This window comes from Curtobacterium sp. LFS084 (assembly GCF_047977705.1).
GTDB lineage: Bacteria > Actinomycetota > Actinomycetes > Actinomycetales > Microbacteriaceae > Curtobacterium.
In genome coordinates, this window is sequence record NZ_JBFPFM010000037.1 from 16,176 (window position 1) to 32,024 (window position 15,849).

General features: G+C 71.1%; 14 protein-coding genes. 5 read left to right on the forward strand and 9 right to left on the reverse strand.

The window, feature by feature from the left end:
* Nucleotides 1-206: 206 nt before the first annotated feature.
* From ACNQOV_RS15315 to ACNQOV_RS15330, 4 genes are read right to left on the reverse strand one after another with little or no spacing between them, the layout of a single operon-like run.
* Entirely contained in the window at nt 207-1,190 is a 984-nt protein-coding gene (locus ACNQOV_RS15315; protein WP_402269091.1) for a D-ribose ABC transporter substrate-binding protein, read from the reverse strand.
* 39 nt (nt 1,191-1,229) lie between these two features.
* Nucleotides 1,230-2,348 (reverse strand): ABC transporter permease, encoded by a 1,119-nt coding sequence (locus ACNQOV_RS15320; protein WP_022905632.1) that lies wholly within the window; start codon nt 2,346-2,348, stop codon nt 1,230-1,232.
* Between the two features lie 20 nt (nt 2,349-2,368).
* The gene (locus ACNQOV_RS15325; protein WP_022905633.1) at nt 2,369-3,898 is read right to left on the reverse strand and encodes a sugar ABC transporter ATP-binding protein; all 1,530 of its coding nucleotides are present in this window, start codon (nt 3,896-3,898) and stop codon (nt 2,369-2,371) included.
* Nucleotides 3,895-4,554 (reverse strand): DUF2291 family protein, encoded by a 660-nt coding sequence (locus ACNQOV_RS15330; protein WP_416395571.1) that lies wholly within the window; start codon nt 4,552-4,554, stop codon nt 3,895-3,897. The genes ACNQOV_RS15325 and ACNQOV_RS15330 overlap by 4 nt, the downstream gene beginning before the upstream one ends.
* A gap of 334 nt (nt 4,555-4,888) precedes the next feature.
* Here ACNQOV_RS15330 and ACNQOV_RS15335 point away from each other — a divergent pair, with 334 nt between their 5' ends.
* On the forward strand, nt 4,889-6,019 hold the full coding sequence (locus ACNQOV_RS15335) for a zinc-binding dehydrogenase (RefSeq protein ID WP_022905636.1): 1,131 nt from the start codon (nt 4,889-4,891) through the stop codon (nt 6,017-6,019).
* 22 nt (nt 6,020-6,041) lie between these two features.
* Here the strand turns inward: ACNQOV_RS15335 and ACNQOV_RS15340 are convergent, their stop codons facing one another.
* Nucleotides 6,042-7,532 carry a xylulokinase gene (locus ACNQOV_RS15340; protein WP_031261247.1) on the reverse strand — a complete coding sequence of 497 codons (1,491 nt, stop codon included), beginning with the start codon at nt 7,530-7,532 and terminating at the stop codon, nt 6,042-6,044.
* A gap of 133 nt (nt 7,533-7,665) precedes the next feature.
* Between ACNQOV_RS15340 and ACNQOV_RS15345 the strand changes: the two genes are divergently transcribed.
* Genes ACNQOV_RS15345 through ACNQOV_RS15355 form a run of 3 tightly spaced genes read left to right on the forward strand, consistent with a single transcriptional unit; the run spans nt 7,666 to nt 10,557 of the window.
* A complete protein-coding gene (locus tag ACNQOV_RS15345; RefSeq protein WP_031261248.1) occupies nt 7,666-8,733 on the forward strand; it encodes a LolA family protein in 1,068 nt (355 codons plus the stop codon).
* Nucleotides 8,730-9,680, forward strand: a complete 951-nt coding sequence (locus tag ACNQOV_RS15350) for an ABC transporter ATP-binding protein (RefSeq protein ID WP_416395574.1) — start codon at nt 8,730-8,732, stop codon at nt 9,678-9,680. The genes ACNQOV_RS15345 and ACNQOV_RS15350 overlap by 4 nt, the downstream gene beginning before the upstream one ends.
* Nucleotides 9,667-10,557: an ABC transporter permease gene (locus tag ACNQOV_RS15355; protein ID WP_416395576.1), complete on the forward strand. Its 891-nt coding sequence runs from the start codon at nt 9,667-9,669 to the stop codon at nt 10,555-10,557. The genes ACNQOV_RS15350 and ACNQOV_RS15355 overlap by 14 nt, the downstream gene beginning before the upstream one ends.
* A 51-nt stretch (nt 10,558-10,608) precedes the next feature.
* Here ACNQOV_RS15355 and ACNQOV_RS15360 read toward each other — a convergent pair whose 3' ends face one another.
* The 4 genes from ACNQOV_RS15360 to ACNQOV_RS15375 all read right to left on the reverse strand — a co-directional run bounded on the left by ACNQOV_RS15360 (nt 10,609) and on the right by ACNQOV_RS15375 (nt 14,502).
* Entirely contained in the window at nt 10,609-11,661 is a 1,053-nt protein-coding gene (locus ACNQOV_RS15360; RefSeq protein WP_416395578.1) for an NADP-dependent oxidoreductase, read from the reverse strand.
* Nucleotides 11,662-11,764: 103 nt separating this feature from the next.
* A complete protein-coding gene (locus tag ACNQOV_RS15365; RefSeq protein ID WP_416395580.1) occupies nt 11,765-12,679 on the reverse strand; it encodes a metallophosphoesterase in 915 nt (304 codons plus the stop codon).
* Nucleotides 12,680-12,742: 63 nt separating this feature from the next.
* Nucleotides 12,743-13,084: an L-rhamnose mutarotase gene (locus tag ACNQOV_RS15370; RefSeq protein WP_402269078.1), complete on the reverse strand. Its 342-nt coding sequence runs from the start codon at nt 13,082-13,084 to the stop codon at nt 12,743-12,745.
* 56 nt (nt 13,085-13,140) lie between these two features.
* Complete coding sequence (locus tag ACNQOV_RS15375; protein ID WP_416395582.1) at nt 13,141-14,502, reverse strand: MFS transporter; 1,362 nt, start codon at nt 14,500-14,502, stop codon at nt 13,141-13,143.
* Nucleotides 14,503-14,625: 123 nt separating this feature from the next.
* Here ACNQOV_RS15375 and ACNQOV_RS15380 point away from each other — a divergent pair, with 123 nt between their 5' ends.
* The gene (locus ACNQOV_RS15380; RefSeq protein WP_416395584.1) at nt 14,626-15,636 is read left to right on the forward strand and encodes a LacI family DNA-binding transcriptional regulator; all 1,011 of its coding nucleotides are present in this window, start codon (nt 14,626-14,628) and stop codon (nt 15,634-15,636) included.
* Nucleotides 15,637-15,849: the final 213 nt, after the last annotated feature.

Below are 15,849 nucleotides of genomic sequence, written 5' to 3' on the forward strand. Positions count from 1 at the left end.
GCGCGGGCGGACGGGTGCGCGGACGCGGAGTCGGTCGCGGACCTGGCGTCGGTTGCGGACCTGCCAGACCACCGACGCTGACGCTGGCGCTGATGCTGTCCGTCCCCGCTCCCGCCGCCCGTTCCCGTGCAGCGGCGGGACGACGGGCAGCCCCGGTCCTGTACCGAGGTGCAGGACCGGGGCCGTCGCCCGCGTTCAGGGCCGCGTCACTCCGCGAGGGTGAAGGGCTGCGTGACCTTGTCCGCGTTCTCCTTCGTGATGAGCACGCAGTCGAACGCCTGCTTCTCCTGGGCCGCACCCGTCTTGCCGGTGCGGAGGTACTCGTCGGCTTCCTGGACGGCCTTCTTCGCGAAGGTCGCGACGGGCTGGAGCACGGTGTACTGGAGCTCGCCAGCCTTCACCGCGTCGACGGCGTCCGGGGATCCGTCGAAGCCGCCCACCTTGACCTGGTCGAGCTTGCCGGCCTCCTTGAGCGCCGCGATCGCGCCCAGCGCCATCTCGTCGTTGCCGGAGATGATGCCCTTGATGTCCGGGTTCGCCTGCAGGATCGACTGGGTCTTGTCGTGGCCCTGCGTCCGGTCCCAGTTCGCGACCTGCTTGGCGACCTCCTTGAGGTCCGGGTACTGCGTCAGGACGGTCTTGTAGCCGTTCGATCGAGTCTGCGCGTTGTTGTCCGACGGCGCCCCGAACAGCTCCGCGTACTTGCCCGAGTCCCCGACCGACTTCACCCATTGCTGCGCGCCGATCGCGGCACCCTGTGCGTTGTTCGAGACGAGCTGCGCCTTGGCGAGACCCGCCTGGTTGATCTCCGCGTTCACGAGGAAGACCGGGATCCCGGCGGCGTCGGCCTTCTTCACGGCGCCGATGGACCCGCTGGCGTTGGCCGGGTCGAGGATGATCGCGACCGACTTGTTCGTGATGGCGGTGTCGATGAGGTTGCTCTCGGTGTTCGTGTCACCCTTCGACGCCGAGACGTTCGACTTGTAGCCGAGCGACTTCGCCTCGGCCGACGCGACGTCGCCCTCCGTCTTCCAGTACGGGTTCGACGGGTCGTTGACGATGATCGAGATGAGGCCGCCCTTCTTGGACGAGCCGTCGCCGCCGGATGCGGCACCGCCGGCGGAGCAGCCGGTCAGGGCCAGGCTGAGTCCGACTCCCGCTGCGAGCACCGTTGCGAGCTTGCGGTTCATGGTGGGTTTCCTTTCGCTGTGGACCGTGTGACGGAGGAGTCAGACGGCGGTCTTCTCACCGACGGCTGCCGGGGGCTGCGTGCCGGTGGGAGAGGTCTGGTCGGGTCCGGACGCGCCGCCGGCCTTGGCGGGGCGACGCTTGTACTGGACCGCGTTGAGGAGGACGGCGAACACGATCACGGCACCGGTGAAGACGGTCTGCCAGTAGGCGGAGACGCCGATGATGACGAGCCCGTCCGACAGGAAGCCGATGACGAACGCACCGAGCAGCGTGCCGCGGACGTTGCCGACGCCGCCGGACAGCGCCGCACCGCCGATGACGACCGCCGCGATCGCGGTCAGCTCGTAGGAGCTGCCGGCCGTCGGGCTCGCACTCGTGAGCTCGGACGACAGGATGAGGCCGGCGATCGCGGCGCACAGGCCGGACAGCACGTAGACACGGATCTTCACCCGCTTCACCGGGACACCGGACAGCTCCGCAGCGCGCTCGTTGCCACCGGACGCGTACAGCCAGCGGCCGAAGACGGTCCGGTTGAGGAGGAGCGATCCGACGACGGCGGCGACGATCATCACGATCACACCGATCGGGAGCCCGAGCAGCCGGTTGAAGCCGAGCCAGTCGAACCCGGTGTTGCCGAGCTCCGCGTTGCCCTCGAGGTTGTTGTAGGTCAAGCCGTTGGTCATCAGCAGTCCGATGCCGCGGACGACGTAGAGCATGCCGAGGGTGGCGACGAACGGTGCGACCCGGAACCGTGCCACGAGGACACCGTTGACGAGGCCGATGAGCGCTCCGGCGGCGCAGGCGAGCACGACGACGACCCAGACCTTCGGGTACAGGGTCACCCCACCGATCGCCACACCCTTCATGAGGAAGCCGGCGATCACCCCCGAGAAGCCCAGGGTGGAGCCGACGGACAGGTCGATGCCGCCGTTGAGGATGACCAGGAGCATGCCGAGCGCGAGGATCGCGTACACCGCGACGTGCGACGACATGGTGAGCAGGTTGCTCACCGTGAAGTAGTTCGGCGACAGGATCGAGAAGACGACGATGATGACGACGAGGGCGAAGTAGGCGCGGCCCTGCAGCAGGATCCGTCCCAGGCTGAAGCCCTCGGCGGGGAGGGCGAGACGCCGTCGATCGGCGGTCGTGGTGGTCATGGTTGTTCCGTTCCTGGCGGTCATGCGACCACGGCTTCGCCCGAGGCGGCCATGATCGCTTCCTTGGTCACGTCCGAGCCGAACTCGGCGGCGATCCGCCCACGGCTCATGACGACGATGCGGTGGGCGATGCTCAGGCACTCGCCGACCTCTGAGGTGGTGTAGACGACGGCGAGGCCCTGCCGGGCACGTTCTGCGAGGAGCCGGAACACCTCGGCCTTCGCCCCGATGTCGATGCCGCGACTGGGTTCGTCGAGCAGGATCACGTCCGGATCGGTCGCGAGCATCTTGCCGATGACGACCTTCTGCTGGTTCCCGCCGCTCAGTGAGCCGATCATCGCGCCGCCGCCGGCCGTCTTCACGTGCACGGTCCGGATCGAGTCGGTGACGAGGTCCACCTCACGCCGGCCGGACAGGAAGAGCCCACGAACGAAGGCACCGATGGACGCCAGCGACATGTTCGACCCGACGGTCATCGTCTGGACGAGGCCGTCCCGCTGCCGGTCTTCCGGCACGAGCCCGAGGCCGGCATCGATGCGCTCGGCGATGGACAGTCGAGCAAGGTCGCGGTCGCCCTTCCGGACCGCTCCGCCGTCGATCGGCGTCCGCCCGGCGACCGCCTCGAGCAGCTCGGTGCGACCGGCGCCCATCAGGCCGTAGATGCAGACGACCTCGCCGGCGCGGACCTCGAGCGAGACGTGGTCGACGACGTTCCGTCCGGGCACGTCCGGGTCGGCGACGACGACGTCCTCGACGGTGAGCGCAGGCGCACCGAAGTCGTAGCCGCTGGGCGGTGACCCGAGGTCGAAACCGTCACCGACCATCGCGCGGACGACCCACTCGAGGTCGATGTCCGCACGTCGGGCCGTCGCGGTGACCGAACCGTCGCGGAGCACCACGGCATGGTCGGTGATCTCCAGGGCCTCCTCGAGGTGGTGCGAGATGTAGACGATCGACACACCTCGGGCCTTCAGGTCGCGCACGACCGTGAAGAGCACCTCGACCTCGGACGCCGAGAGCGCGCTCGTCGGCTCGTCCATGATGAGGATCCGCGCGTCCACGGAGAGTGCCCGAGCGATCTCCACCAGCTGCTGCTGCCCGAGGCGCAGATCGGACACGAGTGTCCCGGGGTCGATGTCCTCGCCCAGCTCGGCGAGGACGACTGCGGCCTGCCGGGCCTCCTCCGCGTAGTCGACCCCGGTCGGTCCACGCAGCTCACGGCCCATGAAGATGTTGTCGCGCACCGTGAGGTTCGGTGCCAGGCTCAGCTCCTGGTGGATGATCGAGATCCCGTGCTCGCGGGCGTCCACGGTGTCGGCGAACGTCACGGCCTCGCCGCGCAGCGTGAGGGTCCCGGAGGTGGGCTGCTCGACGCCGGACAGGATCTTCATGAGCGTCGACTTGCCCGCGCCGTTCTCGCCGAACAGGGTCGTCACCTGCCCGCGGTGCACCGCGAACGCCACCCCCTTGAGCGCCCGGGTCGCACCGTACGTCTTCACGACGTCGGCGGCCTCGAGGACGACCGTCCCGATCGCGTCGTCGCCGCTCATCCGCGCACCTCCAGCTCGGACGGGGTGACGAGCCAGCCCTTCGGGTTGATCAGCTGGAATGCACCCGTCACGGTGACCTCCTTGCCCTCGAGCGCGGTGGTGTCCACCTTCGCCAGCACCTGCTTCTTCAGCTGGTCGTTGAGGGCAGCGCCGGCGTTCTGGTAGTCGATCTGGTTCGTGAACTGGCCGAACTCGACCGTGCCGGGGGCGTCGCGGAGGTCGGTGCCGTTGATGGCGGGGCCGGTCTGGATCCGGATGAGCAGACCGCTGGGGACGCCGTCGACCGTCACGGGGTAGACGCCGTCCTGGGCTTTCCCGACCGTCCCGGTGAAGGTCGTGGAGAACTCCGGACCGGTCCCGGCGTCGACGCCGTACCGCTTCGCAGCTGAGGTGGAGTCGGCGAGCACGGCCGGGGCCAGCTCGGTGGCGGGGACGGCCCGCTTCGCGATCGCCTGCTGCACCTTCGGGAAGTTCGTCTTGCCCCAGGCCGATGCGGAGAACGCCGCTGGGCCCGCCCCGACGCTCGACCCCTTGCCGACGACCTTCGTCGAGAGCGCCATCGCGACGACCACGACGATGACGACCGCGACGAGCACGATCCTCCTGGTCGGCCTGCGCTTCACGGCGGGTCGGCGGACGGTGGCCGAAGCGCTCATCGCTCAGCTCCGTCCCGGACGGTCCGCCCCGTCCGGTCACCCGTGACGGCTCCGACGACCGTGGGTCGCCGCGTGCTGTGGTCGGCTCGCGTCATCGCGTGCTCCTCGTGGTTCGCTCCGTTGCGTCGTTCCGCTGGCGCGGACCGGCTCCATGAATGTGGCGCAAAGCAGAAATTATGTGCGTAACGAAATTTCTGCAAGTGGACGCGCCGAATCCGTCCGGCCACGCGACGGTTCCGACTCATCAGAAATCTTGTTCTTGACTTTTGTTCTGCGTCGCGTAGTGTCGCCCTCGCCGCGAGGACGCGGCAGGACGACGACCGATGGAGAACTCATGTCCACGACGACCGCGACCCCCACGAGCACCGGCTCCGAGCCCTTCCCGGCGACCATGCGCGCCGTCGTGGTCCACGGCCCTGGCGACTACCGACTCGAGGAGCGACCCGTCCCGACTCCGGGACCCGGCGAGCTGTTGCTCCGTACGGACGCGGTCGGCATCTGCGCCTCGGACCTGAAGTGCTACCACGGCGCAGCCAAGTTCTGGGGTGACGAGAACCGCGCCGCTTGGGCCGAGACGAACCGCATCCCCGGCCACGAGTTCGTCGGCACGGTGGTCGCCGGTGACGACGCAGCGCTCGCCGCCCGCAAGGTGTCCATCGGCGACCGGGTCGCCTGCGAGCAGATCGTGCCGTGCTGGGAGTGCCGGTACTGCCTCGAAGGCAGCTACTGGATGTGCAACGTGCACGACATGTTCGGGTTCAAGGGATACGACGGCGCCATGGCCGAGTTCGTCCTCGTCCCGACCAAGGCCCTGACGCACCCGGTCTCGAGCGAGCTGCCCGGCCAGGTCGCGGCGTTCGCCGAGCCGCTGTCCTGCGCGTTCCACGCGGTCGAGCGCGGTGACGTCAAGTTCGGCGACACGGTCGTCATCGCCGGCGCCGGTCCGATCGGCCTCTCCGCGATCGCGGGGACCCGCCAGAAGAACCCGCTCCGGATCATCGCGCTCGACGTCGTCGACGCGAAGCTCGAACTCGCCCGCAAGGTCGGCGCGGACATCACCATCAACATCGCCCAGGAGGACGCCGTCGCGCGGGTCAAGGAGCTCACCGACGGCTACGGTGCCGACGTCTACATCGAGGCGACCGGACACCCGTCGGCCGTGCCGCAGGGCCTGAACCTGCTGCGCAAGCTCGGCACCTTCGTCGAGTACTCGGTCTTCAAGGACAACGTCTCGGTGGACTGGTCGATCATCTCCGACGACAAGGAGCTCGACGTCCGTGGGGCACACCTCGGTCCGCACACCTGGCCGGCGGCCATCAAGCTCCTCGAGTCGGAGACCCTGCCGATGTCGGAGATCTGCACGCACCAGTTCGCGCTGGAGGACTTCCAGGAAGCACTCGACCTGGTCGGCGACTCGGCCGGTGCGAGCGTCAAGGTCTCGATCATCCCGTCCCGACGGGCTTGAACGACCGACGCGGTCGGCCCGCTCAGGGGTGCTGTGCCGACCGCGTCGTCCGCTCCGCCAGCCGATGGACCACCGCGGCGGTGGCCTCGTACAGATCGCGGTAGTCCCGGTACCCCTCCTCGTACGCCCGGTGCGCATCCGGGTCCGGACGGATGACCTCGGACGGCGGGTTCCAGGTCGCGATGTCGACGTCCGCCACCAGGCCGGCCGCGAGGAACGCCGACCCGTACGAGGCACCCACGGTCACGCTCGGCACGGTCTGGGGCAGCCCGGTGACGTCCGTGACGATCGTCGGCCAGAGCGCACCGCGCAGGCCCCCTCCCGCGCCGACGAGCTCCCGTACCTCGACGCCAGCGGCCTGGAGCGCCTCGAGGTTGTGCCGGACCGCGTACGCCGTGGCCTCGAGCGCCGCACGGTACAGGTCGCCCCGTGTGTGCCGCACAGTCAGACCGGCGACGACGCCGCGGGCGTGCGGGTCGGCGATCGGGGTCCGCTCCCCCGCGAAGTACGGCAGCATGAGCAGTCCGTTGGCGCCCGGCCCGGACACCGCGGCCTCGTCGAGCATCGTCGCCCAGTCACCGTCGACGAGCCGCCGCAACCAGTCGGTGATCGCCCCGGACGTCGCCGTACCGCCCGCCACACACGGCTGCCCCGGGTGCGTTCCGACCGTCGTCCACATCCCGGGCACCGCGATCGCCTCGGCCGTCGGCGCGATCATGAACATGGTGGTCCCGTACTGCAGGAACATGCGCCCGGGCACGGTCTCGCCGACGCTCACGCCCTCGGCCCATGCGTCGATCGCACCAGCGGTCACCGGGATGCCGGCCGGGAGGCCCGTGGCCGCGGCCGCCTCGGCCGTCACGACTCCGGCCCGGTCACCCGACCACACCAGGCGTGGCATCGAGAGCCCTGGCGCGAGCTGCTCGCACCACTCGGGGATCCAGCGGTTCTCGTGCACGTCGTACAGCGGCGTGGTCTGGCTCGCCGAGTGGTGGTCGAGCACGTACTCGCCGGTCAGCAGTCCGACCACGCGGGAGGACGGCATCGTGAACCGGGCGGCCCGTGACCACGTGGACGGCTCGTTCCGCGCCAGCCAGGCGAGCTTCACACCGGCCGCCTGGGTGCTCAGGGCGCTGCCGCACCGTGCCCGCACGACGTCGACGCCACCGAGCTCCGCCGTCACGCCGGGGAGCATGTCCGCAGTGCGCGTGTCCACGCCGTACAGGACTGCGGGCCGCAGCGGACGGTCGTCCTCGTCGGTCAGCAGGACGCACGGTCCGATCCCGCTCACGCCGACGGCCGCGACCTCGGCGTCGGGCACCGCAGCGAGCAGTTCGCGTGTCAGCGTCGTGGACTCCGTCCACCACGAGTCGCCGTCCATCTCGACGAGTCCCTGCTCCGGGCGGTCGACGTCGTGCCGTCGGCTCGCTTCGGCGAGGACCGTCCCGTCCAGCCGGGCGAGCAGTGCCTTCGTGCTCGACGTGCCGATGTCCAGTCCGAGCACCGCCCGCATGCCGTCTCCTTCGCCGTCGCGCACGGAACCGCGTCCGCGCACCGATTCTAGGGAGGTCGCAGCGCCCCCAGCGTTCTGTCGGTTGCCGGACGTACGGTGCTGCCGTCCCACACGAACCACCGAGGGGAAACCGATGAAGAAGTCAGCCTGGCTGCCCGCCGTCATCGCACCGGTCGTCGTCGCCGGCGCCGTCGCCGCACCGATGATCGCGAACGCGTCGAGCGACCCGGTCGCGGGGACGAACCCGAGCGCGGCGGACGTCATCGCCAGCATCGCGGGGTCCTCCGACGCGAAGTACTCCGGCAAGCTCGTGCAGACGAGCGACCTCGGGCTGCCCGAGCTCCCCACCGGGTCCGGCGGTTCCTCGCTCGAGGGCGACGCCTCGGACGCCCTCGGACTCCTGACCTCGTCGCACACCGCCCGCGTCTACGTCGACGGCGCGTCCAAGCAGCGCGTCCAGCTGACGCAGCAGCTCGCCGAGCAGGACCTCGTCCGGAACGGGACCGACGTCTGGACCTGGGACTCGAAGGAGCGCACGGCGACGCACGTCACCCTGCCGAAGGACGCCCAGGCGCCGCAGTCCGGCACGATGACGCCGGCCGACGTCGCGAAGCAGGCGATCGACGCGATCACGCCGAGCACCACCGTCTCGAAGCCGACCGAGGTCCGGGTCGCCGGGCACGACGCGTGGCAGATCACCCTCACGCCGAAGTCGTCCGGCACGCTCGTCGGGTCCGTCCGCCTGGCGGTCGACCAGCAGACCGGGCTACCGCTCCGCGCCACGATCGCGGCGAAGGGCCAGAGCGACCCCGCCGTCGAGGTCGGCTTCACGAGCCTGCAGTACGGCGCACCGGCCGCGCGGCTGTTCGACTTCACGCCGCCGGCGAACGCGACCGTCGAGACGAAGGACCTCTCCGACGCCACAGCCCACGACGAGGGCGCGCAGCACCGGCACGGGCGTCCGGGCGACGAGCCGACGGTCACCGGCACGGGCTGGAGCGCCATCGCCGAGCTGCCGAAGGGCACTGTCGACGAGTCCGCGCTCGGTGCCGACCAGGCCGGTCTGCTCGACCAGCTGACCCGATCGGTCGACGGCGGCCGCGCGGTGCAGACCTCACTCGTGTCGGTCTACCTCACCGACGACGGCCGGGTCCTCGCGGGCGCGGTCCCGGTGTCGGCACTGGTCGCCGCAGCCGAGTGAGCACGTCCGACGCGGCCCTCGCCATCCGCACCACCGGGCTGACGAAGGTCTTCCGCAGGCAGCGGGCGGTGGACGGGATCGACCTCGCCGTGCCGCGCGGTTCGGTGTTCGGCTTCCTCGGGCCGAACGGCTCCGGCAAGACGACGACGATCCGCATGCTCCTCGGCCTCTCGAGCGCGACGGACGGCACGATCGAGCTGCTCGGCCGACCGATGCCGGGGGCCCTGCACGACGTCCTGCCGCGGGTCGGCGCGCTCGTCGAGGGACCGGCGTTCTACCCGTACCTGTCCGGGCGCGCGAACCTGTTCCGGTTCGACGCGGCCGACCCCACGTCGGACCCGCGGACCCGGAAGGACCGCGTCGCGAGCGCACTCGACCGCGTCGGGCTCGCGCACGCCGCGGGCAAGAAGGCACACGCGTACTCGCTCGGCATGAAGCAGCGTCTCGGCCTCGCGAACGCGCTGCTCGCCCCGCGCGACCTGCTCGTGCTCGACGAGCCCACGAACGGCCTCGACCCGCAGGGCACGCGCGAGGTCCGGAACCTCATCCGGTCCCTCGCGGACGACGGCACGACGGTGTTCGTGTCGAGCCACCTGCTGGCCGAGATCGAGCAGGTCTGCACCCACGCCGCGGTGATGCGCACCGGGAAGATCGTCGCGCAGGGTCCGCTCGACGAACTCCGCGCCGCCGGAGCCCGGACGGTCACGGTCCGCACGCCGGACCTCGGGCAGGCCGGCACCGTGCTGATCCGCCTCGGCCTGACCCCGCGGCACGAGGGCGGAGCCGACGTCCTCGTCGCCGACCTGCCGCACGAGGTCCTGCCGGAGACCATCACGACCGAGCTCGTCCGCGCGGACGTCCGGGTCCGCGGGCTGACCGTCGGCGGCGGCACCCTCGAGGACCTGTTCGTCGCCCTCACCGGAGAGGGCTTCGATGTCGCTGCCTGACGCCGTCACCGTGTCCACCGCCGGGTCAGCGACCCCCGACGCGCGCGACACCCCGCGTCCCCGCCAGCGCCCGTTCGCGCTGCTCGGGTCCGAACTCGCCCTGGTCTTCCGACGCCGTCGCACCTGGGCGATGCTCGGGGCGCTCGCACTCGTGCCGATCCTCATCGCGGTCGCGGTCAGGATCACGACCGGGCGGGACTCGGGCGGTCCGGCGTTCCTCGGCGACATCACGAACAACGGACTGTTCGTGGCGTTCACGGCCCTGACCGTGTCGATCCCACTGTTCCTGCCGCTCACCGTGGGGGTCGTCGCGGGCGACACCGTCGCGGGCGAGGCGAGCCACGGCACCATCCGCTACCTGCTCGTGGCCCCGACCGGCCGGGTGCGCTTCATCCTCGTCAAGTACGTCGGCGCGGTGGCCTTCTGCCTCGCGGCGACGCTCCTCATCGTGGTGGTCGGCGCCGCGATCGGTGCCGTGCTGTTCCCGATCGGTCCGGTCACGCTGCTGTCGGGCACGCAGGTGGACGGCTGGTCCTACGCCGGACGCGCGCTGCTGCTGGCGCTGTACGTGACGCTGTCGATGCTCGGGTTGTCGGCGATCGGGCTCTTCGCGTCCACCCTGACCACCGTGCCCGTCGGCGCGATGGCGGCGACGGTCGTGCTCGCCGGCGCGTCCCAGGTGCTCGACCAGCTGCCGCAGCTCGACTGGCTGCACCCGTACCTGTTCTCGCACCAGTGGCTCGGCTTCGGGGACCTGCTGCGCGACCCGATCGCGTTCGACTCCTTCGGCTCGAACGCCCTGCTGCAGCTCGGCTACGTCGTGGTCTTCGGCGCGCTGGCGTACAGCCGCTTCGCCACGAAGGACGTCCTGAGCTGACGACGGCCGCGGCGCACTGCGCCGCGGCCGCTCCGCTCGTCGATGGCTGGGTCAGCTCGTGGAGCCGCCCGCCATGGTCTCCGTGTCGCTCCCCCGCGCGTCGGCGTACCGGTCGCGCAGGTCCCGGGCCTTCTCCGACCGGTACCAGTCCATCCGTGCGCCGGTCTCGACGGTCTGCATGCCGATGACCACCTTGCCGCGGGACTTCATCTCGGCGAGGTCCTCGTAGGCCTCGACGATGTACTCGAACGGGTAGAACCCCGAGATGAGCACCTGCACGCGTCGGTCCTGCACGGCCTTGGCCAGGAGCGTCAGGAGCTCGCGCGGCTCCTCGTCGTCGGCCGGGGCCCGCAGGAACCGGATCTCGATGTCACGTCGTGCCTCGGACGACACGAACCGCCCCGGTGCGACGCCGAGACGCTCCGCGAGCTCCTCGGCCCGGCTCTCGCCGTGGTTGTCGATGAACGCCGTGATCGGACGGCCGTCGGCGATGGCGCGGATGCGCTCCTCCTCGCCCTCGCCGTACACGACGGGGAGGGTGCCGATCTGGCGCAGGTAGTCGTGGTTGCGTGCGCTGCCGAGCGAGATGACGGTGGCGCCGGCGTCGTGCGCGAGCTGGCACTCGATGTGTCCGACGCCGCCGGCCGCCGCGGTGATCACCACCGTGTCCTGGGGGCCGAGCTTCAGGCCGCGGACGACCGAGACAGCGGTGCAGCCGGCGAGGTAGAGGCCGCCGGCGACCTCCCAGCCGACGTGCTCCGGCTTCTTGATGACGGCGCTGCGCGGGACGGCGAGCCAGGTGGCGTGCGACCCGCCGTTCGGCGCGTGCCCCATCACCTCGTCGCCGACCCGGAGGTCCTTGACCCCTTCACCGCGGGCCCGGACGATGCCGGCGAAGTCGACGCCCTGTCGTCCCGGGAAGTCGAGCTCGATGTGGTCGCGGAGCTTGCCCTCGCGGAGGAACCGCTCGATGTGGTTGAGCCCCGCCGCGACGATCTCGACGACGACCTCGCCGGGACCCGCGTCTGGTCGCTCCTGCGGGACGAGTTCGACGACGTCGAAGTCGCCGTACCGGTCGTACTGCACTGCGCTGCCGATCCGCATGGGTACTCCTTCACTCCAGGTGTGACACCTCTCCTACTCGGAGTTCCCGACTGCGACCCGAATGCGAGGTCGCTGGACGTCCCCCGTGCGTCGGCCGGTGCGCCTACCGCCCGGTGGACGCCTCGATGACGCGCGTCACGGTGTCCGCGTCGAGCGCGAAGGCGAGCGGGTCGGCGTCGGGCCGCGGCACCCGGATCGGCGTCGACCAGACGGACCCGTCCTCGGCGAGGTCGACGACGAGCGCGCCGGCGTCGACGTACGCCGACTCCTCCTCGTAGGGGCCGGTGACGTCGGTGTCGTTCGCGACGCCGGGGGCCACGAGCACCGGGACGCCCGCGAGGGACCCGGCGAAGTGGTGGTGGTAGTGCCCGGCGAGCACGACCCGGACGTCCGAGCCGCGGATCACGTCGGCGAGCGCCCCGGGGTTGCGGAGCCGCAGGGCGTCGTGCAGTGCGGTCGGTGCCGGCAGCGGCGGGTGGTGCAGGACGACGACGGTGCCGTGCGGAGCGTGGTCGCCGGCGAGGGCAGCACGGAGTCGCTCGAGCGACGGCTCGGCGATCTCGCCGTACCCGGCGCCGGGGACACTCGTGTCCACGGTGACGATCCGGCGCCCGGCGACGAGGGACTGCCCGGCGACCGGCACGGTCGGCGGGTGGTGTTCCATCGTGTGCATGAGCGGCCGGCCGCCCTCGCCGAGGACGTGCCCGTTCGCGAGGACCTGGCGGAACCCCTCGCGGAGGTCGTGGTTGCCCGGCACGGTGACGAGCGCCGCACCGTGGCGCCCCGCCCAGCCGCCGACGCGTTCGACGACGGCGGCGTACGACTCCGGGGACCCGTCCTCGGAGACGTCGCCGGAGACCACCACGAGCCCGACCCCCGGGACGCCGTCGGCGCGTGCGAGCACCCCCTGGAGCGCGGCGGTCGTGTCGACGGACCCCTGGTGCAGGGTGCCGTCGCCCGTGAGGTGGGTGTCGGAGAGGTGGAGGACGCGGAGGGTCCCGGCTGCGGGCGGCTGCATGGCCCCACGCTAGCCACGGCGTCGATCTGGCGACTGGACGGTCCGTGGACGTTCGCGGAGCGTTCAGTCGGCGGCGGCCGCGAGCTGGTCCTCGAGGTTGAAGACCTCGGGCAGGACCCGCGCCGTCTGGTCCGCCCGACCGGTGGTGCCGTCGAACAGCTGCTGCATGTGCGCCTCCCACGCGGCCGCCACCTCGGACGCGGCGAGCGACGCGTCGGCATCGGCCACCGAGTCCGTCTCGTAGTAGCCGATGAGCAGGCCGTCGTCGTCGAGGAACAGCGAGTAGTTCCGCCGTCCCGCGGTCGCGATCGCCCGGAGCATCGCGGGCCAGACCGCGGCGTGCCGCTCGCGGTAGGCGTCGAGGTGCGCGGTCCCCACCTGCAGGCGGAAGCAGACGCGGGTCACGTGATCCGCGCCTCCAGGACCGTCCAGGAGGCGCGGATCACGCTGGTCCGCGTCGCTCACCGGGGCGTCCGCCCGGCTCGCGCACCCCGCAGCGCCTGCTGGCGCGCGGCGTGCTCCTCGGGGGTGCGGACCGTGCCGGTCGCGCTGGTGACGGTGCCGTACCGTTCGGCCTCGATCTCCTCGAGGGTCTTGCCCTGCGTCCTCGGCGCCCAGATCGTGCCGACCAGGAACGACAGCGCGAGCAGCCCGAGGATGAGCCCGCCGAGCGCGCGGAGCCCGATGTCGGCGAGCAGGAGCGGGAACCAGATGCTCAGCAGGCCGACCATGACGCGGGCGGCCAGGAACAGGACGCCCTGCGCACTCGCACGGTACCGGGTGGCGAACAGCTCGCTCGTCCAGAGGCCGTAGAACGCCTGCGCGCCGATGCCCGAGGAGATGCCCCAGGCGATCGCGAAGAACAGCAGCGTGCCGAGGGTCGCGGGGGCGTAGATGAGGACGGCCCAGGCGACGACCGCGAGCGCGGCGCCGATCGCGTAGAGCAGCCGACGGCTCATCCGGTCGGCGAAGCGCATGAAGCCGAAGTACGTCGCGGCGACGGTGCAGCCCCACACGAGGATCTGCAGCCCGTACTGCTCGGTGACGCTCGTCACGCCGGTGGCCGAGTAGACGCGTGGCTGGAAGATCCCGGCCTGTCCGGCGACGGTGTTCCAGAGCGCGTAGACGCCGAACAGGAACAGCATCGCGGTGAGGTTCCCGCGCCGGCTGAACAGCTGGCCGAAGCCGTGGAAGAAGTTCGCGGAGCCGGTGGCCGCGCGCTCGTCCTTCCAGATCGTGGACTCGGGCAGGCCGCGTCGCAGCCACCACACGATCGCGGCGACGACGAACAGGTGCGCGAAGATCAATCGGCTGCCGAGCAGTCCGAGCGGGGCCGCGGCGATGGCGAGGGCGAAGCCGACCATCGGGCCGATCGACCACGCGAGCTGCGCCGTGCCGACGTGGGCGGCGCGCTTGTCGGCGGGCGCCTGCTCGGCAATGTAGGTCCAGCTCGCGGGGACTCCGGCGCCGACGGCGATGCCGGTGAGGATGAAACCGACGAGGAGTATTCCGTAGCTGCCGGCGAACACGGCGAGCAGGATGCCGAGCATGTAGAGCAGCAGGTCGTAGGTGTAGATGAACTTCCGGCCGTAGCGGTCGCACAGCGGGCCGCCGATGATCGCGCCGGCAGCGGCGCCGAACGCGTTCGCGGACAGGCTCGCGAGGAGCCCGACCTGCAGGTCGCCGACGTGGAACTGCGCCTGCCAGAGGCTGAGGCTCGTGGCGATCGCGATGATCGACCCGGACTCGATGTAGTTCGACATGGCAACCGAGATGGTCGCCTTCCAGCCCGTGGTGTTCCGGGCTCCGATACGGACCGCCATTGGTCCTCCGTTCGCGTGTTCGACTGTGAATCGTTTCAACGGTGCTGCGGAGACGGTACTCGCCGTTCGGTCGGAGGGCAAGTCGCTCCACCGGAACGCCCGCCCCGATGTCAGGATGACCCCATGGCAGTGAGCGTTCGGGACGTCGCAGCGCTCGCCGGTGTGTCCCTCGGCACCGTCTCGAACGTGCTGAACCGCCCCGACAAGGTCGCCCCCGGGACCGTCGAACGCGTGCAGTCCGCGATCGCCGAGCTCGGCTTCGTCCGCAACGACTCCGCGCGGCAGCTCCGGGCCGGCCGCAGTTCGACCGTCGGGCTCATCGTCCTCGACGGCGGCAACCCGTTCTTCACCGACGTCGCCCGCGGCGCCGAGGACGCGGCGATGCAGCGTGGCCTCGCGGTCCTCGTCGGCAACTCCGACGAGTCGGTCGACCGCGAACACACCTACGTCGAGCTGTTCGAGGAGCGTCGCGTCGCCGGACTCCTCATCTCCCCCGCCGGGGACGACCTCAGCCGGCTCGAACGGCTGCGCGACCAGGGCACCGCCGTGGTGCTCGTGGACCGCCGGGCCGACGACGAGCACTTCGCCTCGGTGTCGGTCGACGACGTCGCCGGGGGCCGCATCGCCGTCGAGCACCTCACCGCCATCGGGCGCCGCCGGATCGCCTTCGTCGGTGGCCCGTTCGGCATCCGGCAGGTCACCGACCGCCACACCGGCGCGGTCGCGGCCGCCGAGGCGGCGGGTGCGGCACTCGAGGTGATCCCGACCACGTCGCTGTCCGTCCTCGAGGGCCGACGCGTCGGCGAGGAGATCCAGGCTCGACCGGCCACCGAACGTCCGGACGCGGTGTTCGCCGCGAACGACCTGCTCGCCGTCGGCCTCGAGCAGGCCTTCATCATGCGCGGGTCGATCCGGGTGCCGGAGGAGATCGCGATCGTCGGGTACGACGACATCGCCTTCGCCGAGGCCGCGGTCGTCCCGCTCACCTCGGTGCGGCAGCCGGCGCAGGACCTCGGCCGGAGGGCGATCGAGCTGCTCGTGGCCCAGGTCGACCAGGGGCAGGGCACGGACCAGCTGCACGTGGAGTTCACGCCCGAGCTCGTCGTGCGGCAGTCCACGGTCGTCGAGCGCTGAGGCGCGGGCGCGCGAGGTGCGGTGCGCGCGTGCCCGGTGCGCGGCCTGCGTCGACCGCGGTCGCGCTCGCGGATCCGGTGGTGCGCCGCGTCGGACGGGAGGCGCGGGTGGTGCGTCGTTCGGGTACTGCCTGTACCTCGGCCAGACCACTGCCGGCACGGTCGGCGCCAGCATCAGCAAGGACCGCTGCGGTGTCGCCGCGTCGAACTGGAC

What these genes read in the sequence shown, in the direction of transcription:
- ACNQOV_RS15315 (WP_402269091.1), bottom strand. Translation starts at nt 1,190, where the DNA reads ATGAACCGCAAGCTCGCAACGGTGCTCGCAGCGGGAGTCGGACTCAGC.
- ACNQOV_RS15320 (WP_022905632.1), bottom strand. Translation starts at nt 2,348, where the DNA reads ATGACCACCACGACCGCCGATCGACGGCGTCTCGCCCTCCCCGCCGAG.
- ACNQOV_RS15325 (WP_022905633.1), bottom strand. Translation starts at nt 3,898, where the DNA reads ATGAGCGGCGACGACGCGATCGGGACGGTCGTCCTCGAGGCCGCCGAC.
- ACNQOV_RS15330 (WP_416395571.1), bottom strand. Translation starts at nt 4,554, where the DNA reads ATGAGCGCTTCGGCCACCGTCCGCCGACCCGCCGTGAAGCGCAGGCCG.
- ACNQOV_RS15335 (WP_022905636.1), top strand. Translation starts at nt 4,889, where the DNA reads ATGTCCACGACGACCGCGACCCCCACGAGCACCGGCTCCGAGCCCTTC.
- ACNQOV_RS15340 (WP_031261247.1), bottom strand. Translation starts at nt 7,532, where the DNA reads ATGCGGGCGGTGCTCGGACTGGACATCGGCACGTCGAGCACGAAGGCA.
- ACNQOV_RS15345 (WP_031261248.1), top strand. Translation starts at nt 7,666, where the DNA reads ATGAAGAAGTCAGCCTGGCTGCCCGCCGTCATCGCACCGGTCGTCGTC.
- ACNQOV_RS15355 (WP_416395576.1), top strand. Translation starts at nt 9,667, where the DNA reads ATGTCGCTGCCTGACGCCGTCACCGTGTCCACCGCCGGGTCAGCGACC.
- ACNQOV_RS15360 (WP_416395578.1), bottom strand. Translation starts at nt 11,661, where the DNA reads ATGCGGATCGGCAGCGCAGTGCAGTACGACCGGTACGGCGACTTCGAC.
- ACNQOV_RS15365 (WP_416395580.1), bottom strand. Translation starts at nt 12,679, where the DNA reads ATGCAGCCGCCCGCAGCCGGGACCCTCCGCGTCCTCCACCTCTCCGAC.
- ACNQOV_RS15375 (WP_416395582.1), bottom strand. Translation starts at nt 14,502, where the DNA reads ATGGCGGTCCGTATCGGAGCCCGGAACACCACGGGCTGGAAGGCGACC.
- ACNQOV_RS15380 (WP_416395584.1), top strand. Translation starts at nt 14,626, where the DNA reads ATGGCAGTGAGCGTTCGGGACGTCGCAGCGCTCGCCGGTGTGTCCCTC.